This is a genomic window from Kitasatospora sp. NPDC002522 (assembly GCF_053595195.1).
Genome location: NZ_JBSFXE010000012.1, coordinates 134,656 through 151,310 on the forward strand (window position 1 = coordinate 134,656; position 16,655 = coordinate 151,310).

General features: G+C 72.5%; 13 protein-coding genes. 2 read left to right on the forward strand and 11 right to left on the reverse strand.

What is annotated here, in order from left to right; translation table 11 throughout:
- Nucleotide 1: 1 nt before the first annotated feature.
- The 5 genes from rsmA to rsmI all read right to left on the reverse strand — a co-directional run bounded on the left by rsmA (nucleotide 2) and on the right by rsmI (nucleotide 4,931).
- A complete protein-coding gene (gene rsmA, locus ACWD4U_RS13190; RefSeq protein ID WP_363451983.1) occupies nucleotides 2-883 on the reverse strand; it encodes a 16S rRNA (adenine(1518)-N(6)/adenine(1519)-N(6))-dimethyltransferase RsmA in 882 nt (293 codons plus the stop codon).
- 20 nt (nucleotides 884-903) lie between these two features.
- Entirely contained in the window at nucleotides 904-1,815 is a 912-nt protein-coding gene (locus ACWD4U_RS13195; protein ID WP_363451985.1) for a TatD family hydrolase, read from the reverse strand.
- Nucleotides 1,815-3,416 (reverse strand): methionine--tRNA ligase, encoded by a 1,602-nt coding sequence (metG, locus tag ACWD4U_RS13200; RefSeq protein WP_363451987.1) that lies wholly within the window; start codon nucleotides 3,414-3,416, stop codon nucleotides 1,815-1,817. Before metG ends, ACWD4U_RS13195 begins: the two co-directional genes overlap by 1 nt.
- Nucleotides 3,417-3,479: 63 nt before the next feature.
- Nucleotides 3,480-3,899 (reverse strand): hypothetical protein, encoded by a 420-nt coding sequence (locus ACWD4U_RS13205; protein ID WP_363451989.1) that lies wholly within the window; start codon nucleotides 3,897-3,899, stop codon nucleotides 3,480-3,482.
- A gap of 186 nt (nucleotides 3,900-4,085) precedes the next feature.
- Nucleotides 4,086-4,931 carry a 16S rRNA (cytidine(1402)-2'-O)-methyltransferase gene (rsmI, locus tag ACWD4U_RS13210; protein WP_363451991.1) on the reverse strand — a complete coding sequence of 282 codons (846 nt, stop codon included), beginning with the start codon at nucleotides 4,929-4,931 and terminating at the stop codon, nucleotides 4,086-4,088.
- 117 nt (nucleotides 4,932-5,048) lie between these two features.
- On the opposite strand from rsmI, the gene ACWD4U_RS13215 reads away from it, so the two are divergent.
- The gene (locus tag ACWD4U_RS13215; protein ID WP_363451993.1) at nucleotides 5,049-6,803 is read left to right on the forward strand and encodes a dolichyl-phosphate-mannose--protein mannosyltransferase; all 1,755 of its coding nucleotides are present in this window, start codon (nucleotides 5,049-5,051) and stop codon (nucleotides 6,801-6,803) included.
- Nucleotides 6,804-6,931: 128 nt separating this feature from the next.
- On the forward strand, nucleotides 6,932-8,626 hold the full coding sequence (locus tag ACWD4U_RS13220) for a penicillin-binding transpeptidase domain-containing protein (protein WP_363451995.1): 1,695 nt from the start codon (nucleotides 6,932-6,934) through the stop codon (nucleotides 8,624-8,626).
- 98 nt (nucleotides 8,627-8,724) lie between these two features.
- Here ACWD4U_RS13220 and ACWD4U_RS13225 read toward each other — a convergent pair whose 3' ends face one another.
- The 6 genes from ACWD4U_RS13225 to ACWD4U_RS13250 all read right to left on the reverse strand — a co-directional run bounded on the left by ACWD4U_RS13225 (nucleotide 8,725) and on the right by ACWD4U_RS13250 (nucleotide 16,590).
- Nucleotides 8,725-10,197, reverse strand: coding sequence for a N,N-dimethylformamidase beta subunit family domain-containing protein (locus ACWD4U_RS13225; protein ID WP_363451997.1), 1,473 nt, complete (start codon nucleotides 10,195-10,197; stop codon nucleotides 8,725-8,727).
- 4 nt (nucleotides 10,198-10,201) lie between these two features.
- Nucleotides 10,202-11,569, reverse strand: a complete 1,368-nt coding sequence (locus tag ACWD4U_RS13230) for a glycosyltransferase 87 family protein (RefSeq protein ID WP_363451999.1) — start codon at nucleotides 11,567-11,569, stop codon at nucleotides 10,202-10,204.
- Nucleotides 11,570-11,711: 142 nt separating this feature from the next.
- Nucleotides 11,712-13,136: an amino acid permease gene (locus ACWD4U_RS13235; RefSeq protein WP_363452001.1), complete on the reverse strand. Its 1,425-nt coding sequence runs from the start codon at nucleotides 13,134-13,136 to the stop codon at nucleotides 11,712-11,714.
- Nucleotides 13,137-13,216: 80 nt separating this feature from the next.
- Nucleotides 13,217-14,641, reverse strand: coding sequence for a penicillin-binding transpeptidase domain-containing protein (locus ACWD4U_RS13240; protein WP_363452091.1), 1,425 nt, complete (start codon nucleotides 14,639-14,641; stop codon nucleotides 13,217-13,219).
- A gap of 86 nt (nucleotides 14,642-14,727) precedes the next feature.
- Complete coding sequence (locus ACWD4U_RS13245) at nucleotides 14,728-16,080, reverse strand: FtsW/RodA/SpoVE family cell cycle protein (protein ID WP_363452003.1); 1,353 nt, start codon at nucleotides 16,078-16,080, stop codon at nucleotides 14,728-14,730.
- 6 nt (nucleotides 16,081-16,086) lie between these two features.
- Complete coding sequence (locus tag ACWD4U_RS13250) at nucleotides 16,087-16,590, reverse strand: DUF1269 domain-containing protein (protein WP_363452005.1); 504 nt, start codon at nucleotides 16,588-16,590, stop codon at nucleotides 16,087-16,089.
- Between the last annotated feature and the right edge of the window lie 65 nt (nucleotides 16,591-16,655).

Consider the following 16,655-nt stretch of genomic DNA (forward strand, 5'->3'; position numbering starts at 1 on the left):
TCTACCGCTCCTCCGGGTGGGGCTTGTGCTCGGCGATCGCGGCGAACTGTTCCACCGTCAGCATCTCGCCGCGCAGCGTGTGGTCGATCCCGGCGGCGTGCAGGGCCTGCTCGGCGGCGGCGGGCGAGCCGGCCCAGGACGCGAGGGCGGCCCGCAGGGTCTTGCGGCGCTGCGCGAACGCGGCGTCCACCACGGCGAACACCTCGCGGCGGGAGGCGGTGGTGGCGGGCGGGTCGCGGCGGATCAGCGACACCAGGCCGGAGTCGACGTTCGGCGCCGGCCAGAACACGTTGCGGCCGATGGCGCCGGCCCGCTTCACGTCGGCGTACCAGTTGGCCTTGACCGAGGGCACCCCGTAGACCTTGTTGCCGGGCTTGGCGGCGAGCCGGTCGGCGACCTCGCTCTGCACCATCACCAGCGTGCGCTCGATGCTCGGGAAGGTCTCCAGCATGTGCAGCAGCACCGGCACCGCGACGTTGTACGGCAGGTTCGCCACCAGCGCGGTCGGCTCCGGCCCGGGCAGCTCGGTGACGTCCATGGCGTCGCTCAGCACCAGGTCGAACGCGTCGGCCTTGCCGGGCATCCGGCCCCTGACGGTGTCCGGCAGGTGGCGCGCCAGCACCGGGTCGATCTCCACCGCGGTGACGTGCCGCGCCACTTCGAGCAGCGCCAGCGTCAACGACCCGAGCCCCGGCCCGACCTCGACCACGGCGTCCCGTTCCGTCACCCCCGCCGCCCGGACGATCCGCCGCACGGTGTTGCCGTCGATGACGAAGTTCTGCCCGCGCTGCTTGGTCGGCTTCACGCCGAACGCCTCGGCCAGCGCGCGGATGTCGGCGGCTCCCAGCAGGTGGCCGTCGGAGGTGGGTTCGGTGGTGCTCACCCGGCAAGGATACGGGCCGATCAGTACCCGAAGGCGCGGGCGGTGTTGGCGGCGATGGCGGTGGCGAGTTCGTCCTCGGCCAGGTCCAGGTGGGCCGCCATGGCGCGGAGGGTGACCGGGATCAGGTACGGGGCGTTGGGGCGGCCGCGGTAGGGGTGGGGGGTGAGGAACGGGGCGTCGGTCTCGATCAGGACGCGGTCGAGCGGGGTGGCGGTGAGGGCCTCGCGCAGGGCGTGGTTGGCCTTGTACGTGACGGGCCCGGCGAAGGAGAGGTACCAGCCGTGCTCGGCACAGGTCTTGGCCATCGCGGCGTCGCCGGAGTAGCAGTGGAAGACGGTGCGCTCGGGGGCGCCCTCTTCGAGCAGCACGGCGATGACGTCCTCGTGGGCGTCGCGGTCGTGGATCACGAGTGCCTTGCCGTGGCGCTTGGCGATCTCGATGTGGCGGCGGAAGGACTCCTTCTGGATGTCCACGCCCTCGGGGCCGGTGCGGAAGTAGTCGAGTCCGGTCTCGCCGACGGCGAGCACCTGCGGGAGGGCGGCGAGGCGGTCGATCTCGGCGAGGGCCTCGTCGAGGGCGGCCTGCCCGCCGGGGGCGCGGTGCTGGCCCGACCAGCCTCCCCCAGCCCCAGGGGGCTGGGAGGTGCCCCCAGGGTCGCCGAGGAAGATCCGCGGCGCCTCGTTGGGGTGCAGCGCGACCGCGGCGTGCACCTGCTCGAACTGCTCGGCGAGTGCGGCGGCCCACCGCGAGCCGGGGATGTCGCAGCCGACCTGGACGACGGTGGTGACGCCGACCGACGCGGCCCGGGCCAGGCCCTCCGCGGGGGTGCCGGACTGCATGTCGAGGTGGGTGTGCGAGTCGGCGACCGGCACCGCGAGGGGCTCGGGCAGCGGCGGCGGGGTGGCGCGGTCGTCGTTCTTCTTGCCGGCCATCAGGAGGCAGCCTTCTCTTCCAGGCGGGGGAACAGGATCTCGCCCTTGGTGACGGTGGCGCCGACCGGGAGGCGGCCCCAGTCGGCGACGGTGGCGATGGTCTGGTCGGCGAGCGCGCCGAGGCCGGGCTCGGCGCCCAGCGACTCCCACAGCTTCGCGGCGGCGGACGGCATCACCGGGTTGAGCAGCACCGCGGTGGCGCGCAGCGCCTCGGCGGCGGTGTACAGGACGGTGGCGAGCCGGTCCTGCCCGTCGGGGGACTTGGCGACCTTCCAGGGCTCCTGCTCGGTGAGGTAGCCGTTGACCAGCTTGACGAACTCGAAGACCGCGGCGATGCCGCCCGCGAAGTCGAGCTCCTCGCCGATCTTCCGGTCGGCCTCGGCGGCAGCCCGGGCCAGCCCGTCGGCGATCACCTGCTCGGCGGGGCCGGCGGCGGTCGCGGCGGGCAGCACGCCGTCGAAGTACCGGCCGACCATGGCGGCCACCCGGGAGGCCAGGTTGCCGAAGTCGTTGGCGAGTTCGGAGGTGTACCGGGCGGTGAAGTCCTCCCAGGAGAAGGACCCGTCGGTGCCGAACGGGATGGCCCGCAGGAAGTAGTAGCGGTAGGCGTCGACGCCGAAGTGCGAGGTGAGGTCGGTGGGCGCGATGCCGGTCAGGTTGGACTTGGACATCTTCTCGCCGCCGACCATCAGCCAGCCGTTGGCGACCACCCGCTTGGGCAGCGGCAGTCCGGCGGCCATCAGCATGGCGGGCCAGATCACCGCGTGGAAGCGCAGGATGTCCTTGCCGACCAGGTGCACGGAGGCGGGCCACAGCCGGGCGAAGCGCTCGGGGTCCGCGCCGTAGCCGGCCGCGGTGATGTAGTTCTGCAGCGCGTCCACCCACACGTACAGCACGTGCTTCTCGTCCCAGGGCAGCGGGATGCCCCAGTCGAAGGTGGAGCGGGAGATCGACAGGTCCTTGAGGTCCTGCTCGACGAAGCGCAGCACCTCGTTGCGGGCCGAGGCGGGCTGGATGAACTCCGGGTTGGCGGCGTAGAACTCCAGCAGCTTCGGGCCGTACGCGGAGAGCCGGAAGAAGTAGTTCTCCTCCTCCAGCCACTCGACCGGGCGCCGGTGGATCGGGCAGAGCTTCTCGTCCTCGGTGGCGCCGGGCAGCAGCTCACCGGGGAGCTTGTACTCCTCGCAGCCGACGCAGTACGGGCCGGTGTAGCTGCCCTTGTAGATCTCGCCCCGGTCGTGCAGGTCCTGGACGAACTCCCGCACCCGGTCGGTGTGGCGCGCCTCGGTGGTGCGGATGAAGTCGTCGTTGGCGATCTCCAGGTGGCGCCAGAGCGGCTTCCACTCCTCCTCGACCAGCCGGTCGCACCACTGCTGCGGGGTGACGCCGTTGGCCTCGGCGGTGCGCAGGATCTTCTGGCCGTGCTCGTCGGTGCCGGTCAGGTACCAGACGTCGGCGCCGCGCTGGCGGTGCCAGCGGGTGAGCACGTCACCGGCGACGGTGGTGTACGCGTGGCCCAGGTGCGGGCGGTCGTTCACGTAGTAGATCGGGGTGGTGACGTAGTACGCCGGGGTGCTGCTGTGCTCTTCGGAGGCCGCCATACCCCCGGATCCTAGTCGGAGCACCGGGCCGCCCACGGGTGCGGGCGGCCCGGGCCCGGGTGGTCATCCGGTCGGGTGGGAGCGGGAGAACCAGCGGCGACGGTGCTCTTCCTTCAGCCGGGCCGGCTTCGGCGGCCCCTCGGGCTCGGCGGTCGGCGCGTACCCGGGTGCCGCGGTGGCGGCCACCTCGGCGACCCGGCCGGCCTGCATGATCCGGACCCGCTCGCCGCCGCAGCCGGGGCAGACCAGTTCACGCAGCGGCGAGGGCACCCGCACCCCGTTCGCCTTGTACTCGACCACGGTGTGGCCGTCCCTGGCCGTGTGGTGCTCGATGTCGTAGGCCTGCTCCCAGCCGTAGCCGCAGTTGAGGCAGGCGAAGGAGTACGCCTCGCGGACCGTCTCCACGGAGGTGCGCGGCCGGGCGGTCACCCCGAGTCCGCTGGGTGCTCCGTCGTTCCGGGGGCTGTCGATCGTGTCGCTCATGCGCCACCTCGCTTCGCTCGGAGCCCGCCGCCGGGTCGGACGACCGCGGCGCGGGTTGTTCCATCCCAGGGAATGCCCGGGAGGCTCCGAGCGATACCCGGCTTGCCAAGTCTTGGTCCCGAATTGGCCCTCCGCTGGGGTGCTCATTCCAACGTACGCGCGAAAAGCCCAGGTGGCACGTACCGGTCACGCGCCGTGCTTGGCGGCCACCACGGCGTCGAAGACCACGGACTTGCGCAGGCCCAGGTCGGCGGCGACCGCGGCGATCGCCTCCTTGCGGCGCTCGCCGGCCTGCTCGCGGGCGGCCACCCGGCGGGCCAGCTCCGCCGGGCCGACCTCCTCGGGCGCGGCGGGCGGGGCACCGGCCACCACCACGGTGATCTCGCCTCTGACGCCCTCGGCGGCCCAGGCCGCGAGCTCGTCGAGCGGGCCGCGGCGGACCTCCTCGTAGGTCTTGGTGAGCTCCCGGCAGACCGCGGCGAGGCGGTCCGCGCCGAACGCCTCGGCCATCGCGGCGAGGGTCTCGGCGATCCGGTGCGGGGCCTCGAAGAAGACCATGGTGCGCGGCTCGGCGGCGATCTGGGCCAGCTGCCGGGCCCGGTCGCCGGCCTTGCGCGGCAGGAAGCCCTCGAAGGTGAAGCGGTCCACCGGCAGCGCGGACAGCGCCAGCGCGGTGAGCACCGCGGACGGGCCGGGCACCGCGGTCACCTTGACCCCGGCGGCGACCGCGGCGTCCACCAGCCGGTAGCCGGGGTCGGAGACCGAGGGCATGCCGGCGTCGGTGACCAGCAGCACCCGGGCGCCGTCCAGCAGCGCGGCGACCAGCTCCGGGGTACGGGCCACCTCGTTGCCCTCGAAGTACGAGAGCACCCGGCCGGCCGGCGTGACGCCGAGCGCCTGGGTGAGTCGGCGCAGCCGCCTGGTGTCCTCGGCGGCGATCACGTCCGCCTCGGCCAGTTCGGCGCGCAGTCGGGGCGGCGCGTCGTCGACGTCGCCGATGGGGGTACCTGCCAGAACGAGAACACCAGTCACCCTGACATCCTCTCGTAGTGCGGGCGCCCCTCGTGACTTCTCGTCGTGCGGGTGCCCCTTGTGACTTACCGCATTGCCCCTACGATGTGGCGCGTGAGCGGCGACATGGAGAGTGGTATGGACCACCCTGAGCGGGGCGGCGTGATCGTGCTGGAATCGGCCGACCCGGCCGTCGTTCCGGCGCCACGGGAGAGCGGCGAACCGGACTCGCGCTGGGCCCGCGCACTGCGCGGCGTCGGCTATCGGGCACCCGAACGGCCGTCCCTGGCCGAGCAGTTGGTGCCTCCGATGCCCGACGGCTTCGGCGTCACCCCGGACCGGGTGGAACTCTCCCCCGTGCTCGCCCGGCTCGGCCTGCGGATGTCCGTCGAGTTCTGGACGCTGCTGTGCAGGCTGTCCGGCTGGCTCGGCCCGATCGCCGTCGCGCTCTTCGCCGGCGTGCTGCGCTTCGCGAACCTCGGCGGCCCGCACGCGCTGATCTTCGACGAGACGTACTACGCCAAGGACGCCTACTCGCTCTGGCGGGTCGGCTACGAGACCAGCTGGGCCGACGACGCCAACGCGCAGATCACCGCGCCCAACCCGAACATCCCGTTCCGCACCGACCCGGCGTACATCGTCCACCCGCCGGTCGGTAAGTGGATCATCGGCCTGGGCGAGCAGATCTTCGGCATGAGCCCCTTCGGCTGGCGGTTCATGATGGCCGTGCTCGGCACCCTCTCGGTGCTGATGCTGGCCCGGATCGCCCGCCGGCTGTTCCGCTCCACCCTGCTCGGCTGCGTCGCCGGCCTGCTGCTCTCGGTCGACGGCCTGCACTTCGTACTCAGCCGCACCGCGATCCTCGACCTGGTGGTGATGTTCTGGTTCCTGGCCGCGTTCGGCTTCCTGCTGCTCGACCGGGACCGGACCCGCGCACTGATCGCCCGCCGACTGGAGGACGGCGTCCGGGGCGACTGGACGGTGCTCGGCTGGCGGCCCTACCGGCTCGCCGCCGCCGTCTGCCTGGGCCTGATGATGGCCACCAAGTGGAGCGGCCTCCCGGCGATCGGCGCGTTCCTGCTGCTCACCCTGATGTGGGACGTCTCGGCCCGGCGGATGCTCGGCAGCCGCAACTGGACCGTGTGGGGCCTGCTGGACGCCGCGGTCGCCGGCGTCAGCGTCTGCGTCACCGCCGCCGGGGTCTACCTGCTCAGCTGGACCGGCTGGATCATGTCCAGCACCGAGCCCGGCAAGGGCGGGTACTACCGGGACTGGGCGCTGCACAACTCCGGCGGCTTCGGGCCGGCGTGGTTCCGGAGCCTGTGGCACTACCACCAGACCATGTGGGACTTCCACACCAACCTGCACAGCCCGCACACCTACCAGTCGAACCCGTGGAGCTGGCTGCTGCTGGGCCGGCCGGTCTCCTTCTTCTACGAGTCGCCGAAGAACGGCCAGGCCGGCTGCACCACCGCCGAGTGCGCCCGCGAGGTGCTCGCCATCGGCACCCCGCTGCTGTGGTGGGCGGGCATCGCCGCCCTCGGGTACTGCCTGTACCGCTGGGTGCTGCGCCGCGACTGGCGGGCCGGGGCGATCCTGATCGCGCTGGGCGCCGGCTACCTGCCCTGGTTCATGTACCAGGAGCGGACCATCTTCCTGTTCTACGCGGTCTGCTTCGTCCCGTTCCTGGTCCTCGCGGTCACCATGATGATCGGCGCGATGCTCGGCCCCGCCGACGCCTCACCCGACCGCCGACTGGCCGGGGCCACCGGCGCCGGCCTGCTGATCGCCGCGGTGATGTGGAACTTCCTGTACTTCTATCCGATCTACACCGGGCAGACCATCCCGATGCAGGACTGGCGCGCCCGGATGTGGTTCACCAGCTGGATCTGACACCTCGTCACGTGTACCGGATCTGTCACAAACCCGCAGCGTGTCGTGAGTGCACGGATGACGTCTGTCTATGGTGTCGTGGCCGCTGATGACCGGCGGACGCAGGACACCTTCTGGGGGACGGACACGTGAACAAGGGCGCCAAGATCGGCATCGCCGCGCTCGCCGCGGTGCTGCTCGGAGTCGGCGGGTACGGCGCGTACGCGCTGGTCTCCGACGGCTCGACGAAGACGGAGGCGGCCAAGCCCCGCACGGTGGTCGCCGAGCCGCCGAGCCCGGAGCTGGCCGCGTCCGGCGCCAAGGCGTTCCTGGAGGCCTGGGCCAAGGGCGACCTGTTCGGGGCCGCCAAGCTCACCGACGCGCCCGACCAGGCGCAGGCCGCGCTGACCGCGTTCCAGGACAAGGTGAAGCCCAGCGCCGTCCACCTCACGGTCGGCGGCCCCACCACCGCGCCCTCCCCCTCCGCCGCCAAGTCGGCGACCGCCGCGCCGAGCACCTCCGCCTCCGCGTCCTCCTCCGCCGCCCCGGCCGCGCCGACCGGCGTGCTGGAGAGCTTCAAGGCGTCGATGGAGTTCGCCGACACCGGTACCCCGTGGAACTACGACGGCGTGCTCGGTGTGGTCAAGATGAGCGACGGCACCGCCGCCGTGCACTGGGCCCCCAGCGTCATCCACCCCAAGCTGGACGCCGGCGAGACCATCGCGGTCAAGCCGATCTTCGCCACCCCCGCCGCCGTCACCGACCGCAACGGCAAGCCGCTCGGCGGCAACGCCTCGCTGACCGGCCTGCTCGACAAGTTCAAGACCGCCGTCCCGCAGGGCGACCCCGCGGACGCGGGCACCGGCGTGGTGATCTCCGCCGACTCCGGCAGCGCGGCCACCGAGAAGCTGTTCACCATCAAGGACCCCAAGCCGGTCGCCAACCTCAAGCTCACTCTGGACGCCAACCTGCAGGCCGCCGCCGAGGCCGCCGTCAAGGAACAGGGCAAGCCCGCCTCGCTGGTCGCCATCGAGCCCAGCACCGGCAACATCCTGGCCTTCGCCTTCTCCCCGCCGACCGGCCAGAACCGGGCCTTCGGCGGCGCCACCGCCCCCGGCTCCACCATGAAGGTGCTCACCGCCGCCGCCCTGCTGGAAGCCGGCGTCGCCCCGAACTCCCCGATGCCGTGCCCCGACACGACCAAGGTCACCGGCCTCGAGTTGCACAACGACGACCGGGGAGAGTTCCCGAACTACACCTTCACCGAGGACTTCACCAAGTCCTGCAACACCGCCTTCATCGAGAAGGGCAAGGAGGTCCTGAAGCCGGACTCGCTGCCCAAGCTCGCGCAGGACGTCTTCGGCCTCGGCCTGGTCTGGAAGACCGGCCTCTCCAGCTTCGACACCAAGATCCCCGTCGAGTCCAACATGGCGGGCGCCGCCACGGAGTTCATCGGCCAGGGCAAGGTGCAGACCAACCCGCTGGCGATGGCCTCGGTCGCCGCGACCGTCCAGTCCGGGGTCTTCCGCCAGCCGATCCTGGTGCCCGGCATGGACCAGGTGAAGGCCGCCCGAAACCTCTCCCCCGAGGTGCTCACCAACCTCCGCGGCCTGATGGTCCAGACCGTCAGGTCCGGCACCGCCGCCGCCGTCACCCCGGCCCTGCCGGCCGGCTCCGGCGCCAAGACCGGCACCGCGGAGGTCACCGGCCAGAACGACCCCAACTCCTGGTTCACCGCCTACTCCGGCAACCTCGCCGTCGCCGCGGAGGTCCAGGGCGGCAAGCACGGCGCGGAATCGGCCGGCCCGGCCGTCTCCAAGGTCCTCAAGATCGGCAACAACTGACGGATGGGGGTCTCCGAAGACCTACAGCCGGGCTCAGACCACCAGGCACTCGCCTCGCAGTTCCCCGAGCCCCTGGTGGTGCAAGTTGCCCGAGCTCCCTAAGAAACCCTCCGCAGGTAGTTCTCCGTCACCTGCCGGGTGAGCGCCGCCGTGCGGTCGTCGAGGCCGTGGCCGATCGCGTCGAGGGACTCGACCCATCGCATGGTGCCGGTCGCGAAGACCATGGCTCCGCTGGGCGCGGTGTAGAGGGCGGTGTCGGCGAACGACTTGCGGCCGTCGCAGACCACCGGGGAGTGGGCGATGACCTGGATGCCCTGCGGGGTGGGGAAGGACGGGTCGACGCGGTCGTACTCGACGCCGACCAGGTGGGCGAAGCTGTCGCCCTGCTTGGCGCCCGTCCCGGCGAACAGCCAGTGGTCGGGGGAGGTGACGACGTAGGGGGCGTCGACGGGGTAGCCGTCGTAGAGGACGCCGAGCAGGGAGGATTCGGGGTCGGCGCCGGGCGGGGAGCGGAAGTCCGTCGTGGCGGGGTGGCCGGCCTGGTAGCCGGGGTCGTCCTTCCAGGCGCCCTTGTAGCAGACCACGGTGCGGTCGGGTCCGGTCGGTGACGGTTCGTAACGGACGCGGCGGTAGCAGCAGTTGGCGCCGAGGATCGCGAGGTGGGTGCCGGCGTCGCGGGCGGCGGTGACGTGGGCGCGCTGCTCGGGGGACCAGTACTCGTCGTGGCCGAGCGACAGGACCGCCTTGGCGCCGTGCAGCAGCGCGGGGTCGGCGGCCAGGTCGATGCCGGTGGTGTAGGAGAGCGGCAGGCCGAGCTTCTCGGCGAGCGCGATCAGCGGGGCCTCGTAGACCAGGAAGAGTCCGGCGCCGTCGGCGTACTGGTAGGGGCGGTCGAAGACCACCTGGAGCGAGCGGGTGGGCAGGCCGCCGGTGGGGCCGTTGTACAGGTTGTAGCCGCCCCACTCGTTGTAGGCCTGCCAGGTGGTGACGGCGTTGACGACGACGGTGGTGCCGGCGGTGGTGCGGGAGCGGACGGTGAGCGGGACGTACCGCTGGCCGGCGCCGCCGTCGGCGTCCAGGCGGAGCAGGTAGCAGCCCTCGGGCCAGCCGGTGGTGTCGACGGCGGTGGTGCGGGTCCAGGCGGTGCGGACGGTGCGGGTGGCCTGGTCGACGGTGAACGGCTCCTGGCGGGTGCCGGGGAGGGCGCCGGACTTCCAGACCAGGCGGGCGCGGGCGCCGCCGTACCAGCCCATCCGGTAGGCGGAGACGGTGAAGCCGGGGGCGGTGGTGGAGACGTGCAGGCCGAACTGTTCGCCGGGCAGGACGCTGACCCGGTCGGCCCAGCCCTCGATCGCGGCGGCCGGCCCGGCGTTGACGATCCGCCAGTCGGCGTTGCCGGGGCGGGCGTTCTCGGCCGCGGTGGCGGACGGCGCGGGCGTCGGGGTGGGGATCGGCGCCCCGTCGGGTGAGGGCGCGGCGCCGGGGTGGGCGCGGCCGGGACCGCAGGCGGTCAGTCCGGCGGCCGCGCCGGCGGCCAGGCCGAGGAATCGGCGTCGTCCGGTGGCGCCCATGCCGTCACTCCCGAGTTCGAACGGTTACGGGGGACACCCTAGGCAGCGCCGCGGCGGCGGGTGGCGGCGACTGGCGGTCGGCGGGCGGATGGGGCCGTCCGGGGGTGCTGGCGAGCCGGGGCCAGAGGACCAGGACGGCGGGCAGCGCGAGGTAGCCGAAGCGTCCGGCGGGGGCGAGGGTGAAGGCGACGGTGAGTCCGGCGGCGAGCAGGTCGCAGGCGGCGACGGCGGTGGGCGGCGGGTAGGCGAGCAGCCAGAGGGCGACGGCGAGGCCGCCGAGGCAGAGCAGGGTCAGCGAGAGGGTGTGACCGAGCGGGCCGAGTCCGGCCAGCACCTTGCCGGGCAGCGGGCTGCCTGCGGGGGTGTGCAGGGCGGTGAGGCCGAGCGGGAAGCGCACCACCTGTTCGTACAGTTCGCGGGTGCGGTCGAGGGCGAACGGGGCGATCACCGCGCAGCCGAGGGTGACGGCGAGGACGCCGGCCCGCAGGGCGGGGCGCAGGCCGTGGCGGTGGTGGAGCAGCAGCAGGGCGACCGGGACGGCCGGCCAGGCGGTCCACTTGAGGGTGCAGGCGAGGGCGAGGACCAGGCCGGTGCGGACCGGGTGGCCGCGTTCGGCGAGCGCCATGGCGAGGCAGCAGACGCCGATCAGCGGGAGGTCGACGCCGCCGACGACCAGCGCGAGGGCGATCAGCGGGGAGGCGGTGAGCACCGCGAGCGGCAGTATCGGGGCGCGGGTGAGGGTGGGCCGCAGCAGCCGCCAGCCGGCCAGCAGGCAGGCCAGGAAGGCGGCGGCGAACCAGAGCCGGGCGTCGCCGAGCAGCCGGGTGGCGGGATGGGCGGCGCCGAGGGCGGCCCGGGGCAGGCCGAACAGGGCCATCGCGGGCAGGTAGGGGTTGTAGTCGGTGACGTGGGTGGGGTCGGTCAGGTACGGGCTGCCGGTGTGCAGCAGCAGGTACGCGCCGCGTTCGACGACCATCACCTCGGACTGGTGACGGCCTTTCAGGGCGAGCGCGGCGAGCGGCAGCAGGACGGCGCCGATCGCGGCTGCGGTGGCGGCGGCGCGCGGGGCGAGGCCGCGCGGCAGGGTGACGCAGAGGACGGCGGCGAGCAGGTAGGCGGGGGCGGCGAAGCGGCCCCAGTAGACCTGGTTGACCAGGTCGGACAGGAGCGGGAAGGCGGCGGCCCAGCCGGCTGCGGCGAGGCAGCCGAGGGCCTGGACGCCGGGGTGGGCGACGAGCCGGGCGACCCGGCGGGTGCGGCGGCCGCGCGGGGCGGGCACCCGCCCGTCGCCGCGGGGCGGGGCGTCGCCGGACGGGGTGTGCAGGGCGCACGTGGCCTGGCCTGCCTGGTCGGGCGGTCGGGTGGTCACCATGCGAAGGCTAGGGCCCGGGTGTGCCGATGTCCCGGGACTCGGCGCGGATTTCCGGCTTCCGGTTCGAACTCGGCACCGAGCGCCGTGCCCGGTGCCAGCGGAAACAGGGGCGCGCGCCGGAGTGCACGCCCCTGTTTCACCTTCACACCCGGGTCAGGTCGTCGGCGGGTCGGGCCAGCCGGGAGTGCTTGGCGCTGTAGCCGAAGTAGACGACGGCGGCGACGGCCAGCGCGACGCCGAAGGCGAGGAAGGTATCGGCGTGCAGCTGGGTGATCAGGTAGATGCACGCCGCGGCGCTGACCAGCGGGGTGACCGGGTACAGCGGGACCTTGAAGCCGCGCGGCAGGTCGGGGCGGGTGCGGCGGAGCACGACGATCCCCAGCGACACCGTGGCGAACGCGACCAGGGTGCCCATCGAGGTCATGTCGGCGAGCAGCTTGAGCGGGAAGACCGCGGCGAGCAGCGCGACCGCGGCGCCGACCACGACGGTGTTCCACACGGGGGTGCCGGTGCGGGCGGAGACCCGGGTGAAGCGGCGGGGCAGCAGGCCGTCGCGGCCCATCGCGAACAGGATGCGGGTCTGGCCGTAGATCACCACCAGGGTGATCGAGAAGATCGAGACGATCGCGCCGAGGGCGAAGACCAGCGCGGGCCAGCTCTGGCCGGTGACGTTCTGCAGGATCTGCGCGAGGCCGGCCTCCTGGCCGTCGAACTGCTGCCAGGGCTGGGCGCCGATCGCGGTGACGGCGACCGCGATGTACAGCAGGGTGACCACGACCAGCGAGATCAGGATGGCCAGCGGCAGGGTGCGCCGCGGGTTGCGGACCTCCTCGCCGGCGGTGGAGACGGCGTCCAGGCCGATGAAGGAGAAGAAGATGGTGGACGCCGCGGTCTGCACCCCGCCCCAGCCGAGCGGCAGGAAGGGGTGGAAGTTGCCGGCCGAGAAGCCGGTCAGGCCGACCGCGATGAACAGCACCAGGATGGCCAGCTTGATCGCCACCATGACGGCGTTGACCTTGGCGGACTCGCCGGCGCCGCGGATCAGCAGCAGGGTGACCAGCGCGACCAGCACCACCGCGGGCAGGTTGACGATGCCGTGGTCGCCGGGCGGGGCGGTCAGCACGGCGGGCAGCTGGAAGCCGAACGCCAGGTCGGTGAACTGGTTGAGGTACTGACCCCACGTCACCGCGATCGCCGACGCGGAGACCCCGTACTCCATCAGCAGGCAGACGCCGACGCCGAAGGCGACCACCTCGCCCATGGTGGCGTAGGCGTACGAGTAGGAGGAGCCGGCGACCGGGATGGCGGAGGCCAGTTCGGCGTAGCAGAGCGCGGTGAGGCCCGCGGTGACGGCGGCGATCACGAAGGACAGCACCACGGCCGGCCCGGCCTCCGGGACGGAGGTGGTGAGCACGAAGAAGATGCCGGTGCCGACGGTGGCGCCGATGCCGATCGCGGACAGCTGCCACAGGCCGATGGAGCGGCGCAGGTGGCCGGTTCCGCTCCCGCCCGCTTCGGCGATCAGGGTGTCCACGGGCTTGCGCCGCAGCAGGCGGGTGGTGCTCATCGATGTCCTTCTGATGGGGAATCCGGCAGGGACAGTACCAAAAGCACCAATGACTCCTGCTATCTGCCGATCGGGCCCGGTTACCGGTTCAGCACCGCCTGCATGACCGCCTTGGCGATCGGCGCGGCCAGCCCGCCGCCGGTCACCTCGCTGGCCTGGCTGTCGGCGACCACCACGGCGACCGCGACCGGGGGCACGGCGGTGGAGCCGGACGGGCGGGCCCAGGCGATGAACCAGGCGTACGGCGTCCCGCTGTTGTCCACGCCGTGCTGGGCGGTGCCGGTCTTGCCGCCCACCTCGGCGCCGGCGATCCGGGCGTTGCGGCCGGTGCCGTTCTCCACCACGTCGGTCATCAACTCCCGCAGCTGGGAGGCGACTCCGGAGCCGAACGCCTGCCGGTAGAGCACCGGATGCATCAGCTGGACCTGGCTGCCGTCGGCCTTGGTCAGCTTGTCCACAAGCTGTGGATACATCACCTGGCCGTCGGCGGCGGCCCCGGCGGCGACCATCGCCATCACCAGCGGGGTGGCGGCGGTGTCGTACTGGCCGATCGAGGAGAGTGCGAGCTGCGACTTGTTCATCTCGGTGTCGAAGTTGGACCGGGCGGCGCGCACCGGCACGTCCAGCCGGGCGTCGTTGAACCCGAAGTTCTTCGCCATCGCGGTCATCCGGTCCAGCCCGGTCTGCACCCCGAGGTAGCCCATGGTGCTGTTGCAGGACAGCACCATCGCCTCGTCCAGCGACATCCCGGCCCGGTCGCAGGCGGTGGTGTCGTTGGGCAGCTCGGTGGTGGTGCCGGGCATCACGTACGGGTACGGGGCGCTGGTGGGGGCCTGAATGTCCGTCACCACGCCGTTGGCCAGCGCGGCGGCGGCGGTGACCACCTTGAAGGTGGAGCCGGGCGGGTAGATCTGCCGCAGCGCCCGGTTGAGCATCGGCTGGTCGGGGTTGTCCTGGAGCTTCTTCCAGGCGTCCTGGTCGGCGGCGGAGGTCCCGGCGAAGGTGCCGGGGTCGTAGCTGGGGGTGGAGACCAGGGCGAGGATCCGGCCGGTGGCGGGTTCGATCGCGGCGACCGCGCCCTTCTGGCTGCCGAGGCCCTGCAGGGCGGCCCGCTGGGCGGCCGGGTCGATGGTGGTGACCACGTCGCCGCCGGGCTGCCGCTGCCGGGAGATGGCGTCCCAGACCGCCCAGCCGGCCAGCCTGGGGTCGGTGCCGGAGAGCAGGTCGTCGTAGACGCCCTCCAGTTGGGTGTTGCCGTAGGTCTGGGACGAGTAGCCGGTGACCGCCGCGTACAGCTGCCCGTCGGTGTAGGTGCGCTTGTACGCGTAGCGGCCGCCGGTCGCGGCGGAGCCGGTGACCGGGGCGCCGGCCACCACCAGGTTGCCGCGCGGCTGGCTGTAGCGCTGGATGGTGGCCCGCTGGTTGGCGCTGTTGTGGTCGAGCTCCTTCTTCTGGAAGACCTGGACCCGGGTGGCCTGCACCGACAGGGCGACGATCAGCAGCATGCAGAAGGTGCCGGCCCGGCGGCCGGTGGTGGTGATGCCGGGCAGTCCCTGCGGGCCGTCGCGCGGTCCCTCGATCCGTCCGCGCCTCACCGGGCCGCCTCGGGGGCGGGACGCCGGGCCAGGTCGCTCATCCGCACCAGCAGCGCCACGATGATCCAGTTGGTGACCACGGACGAGCCGCCCTGGGCGATGAACGGCAGGGTCATCCCGGTCAGCGGGATCAGGTCGAGCACGCCGCCGGCCACCACGAACACCTGGATCGCCACCAGCGCGGCCAGGCCGATCGCCAGCAGCCGCCCGAACGGGTCGCGCAGCTCCATGCCGGTGCGGAAGCCCCGGGAGACCAGCAGCGCGTACAGCAGGAAGACCGCCAGCAGCCCGGTCAGGCCGAGTTCCTCGCCGACGGTGGCCAGGATGAAGTCCGACTTGGTGGCGAAGCCGATCAGCGTGGAGTGGCCGAGGCCGAGGCCGGTGCCGAGTTCGCCGCCCCAGGCGAAGGCGAACAGCGACTGGGCGATCTGGTTGGCGCCCAGCCCGGCATCGATCGACGCCAGCGGGTGCAGCCAGTCGGTGACCCGGCTGTGCACGTGCGGGGAGAGCCAGCCCACCCCGACCGCGGCGAGCGCGGCCAGCAGCAGGCCGATGACGATCCATCCGGTCCGCGCGGTCGCCACGTACAGCATCACCACGAACAGCCCGAAGAACAGCAGCGAGGTGCCGAGATCGGTCTCCAGGATCAGCACGCCGACGAAGGCCGCCCAGATCAGCAGCACCGGGCCGAGCACCCGGCCCAGCGGCAGTTGGAACCACAGCACCCGACGGCCCGTCAGGGTCAGTGCGTCGCGGTGCGCGGCCAGGTAGGCCGCGAAGAAGACGGCCAGCAGGATCTTGGCGAACTCGCCCGGCTGGAAGGAGAGCGGGCCCAGCGTGATCCAGATCCGCGAGCCGTACACCGGCGGGAAGAACACCGGCAGCACCAGCAGCACCAGCGCGACGAACGCTCCCACGTACGCGTAGCGCTGCAGCCGGCGGTGGTCGCGCAGCAGGAGCAGCACCGCGATGAACAGGCCCACCCCCAGGGTGGACCAGAGCAGTTGGGTGGGGGCCGCCCCGCTGCCCGGAGTGGCCCGGTCCAGGCGGTAGATGACGACCAGTCCGATGCCGTTCAGCAGCACCGCGATCGGCAGCAGCAGCGGGTCGGCCCACCTGGCGCGCCAGCGCACCGCGCCGTGCGCGGCCAGGGCCAGCACGCCGAGGGCGGCGCCGTACTCCGCGGCGTCCGGCGGCGCCTTCCCGTCGATGTTGACGCCCACCTCGACGTACCCGAACACCGCCAGCCCCACCGCGGCGAGCACCAGGACCAGTTCGGTCCAGCGCCGCGGCCGGGCCGCCGGTAAGCCGGGCGCCCGGTCCGCGAGCGTCGAAGCGTCCGTGGCCACCTGCCGTCAGAGCGTGGAGCCCGGGTACGCCGCCTTGGCGATCTCCCGCAGGTGCTCCTCCTCGTCGGTGCTCAGCGAGGTCTGCAGCAGTTCGCCGCCGTACTGCGCCACCGCCGGGATCACCTTGTCCTGGGTCGAGCTGCGCACCAGCGCGAACAGCGCCGCGCTGCCCGGCGCCATCTTCATGCCGACCTGCCGCATGAAGTTGTCGTCCACGCCGGTGTCGGTGGCGGCGCCGACCGCCGCGCCGGTGGCGCCGCCGATCGCCGCGCCCAGGAACGGCATGAAGAACAGCAGGCCGATCACGCCGCCCCAGAGCGCACCGGACGCCGCGCCCATGCCGGTGTTGGACATGGCCTGGTGCAGCTTGATCTTGCCGTCCTCGCGGCGCTCGACCACGACGACGTCCTCCAGGTCGATCAGCTTCTGCTTCTGCAGGCCGATCAGCTCGTCGCGCACCCGCTTGGCGGTGTCGACATCCGGGTAGGCGATCGCGAACAGGTTGCTCACGGCGGACTTCCTTCCGACTGGCTTGGGGCACGTCCTCCAGCACCCTAGCCAGGATTCGCCATATT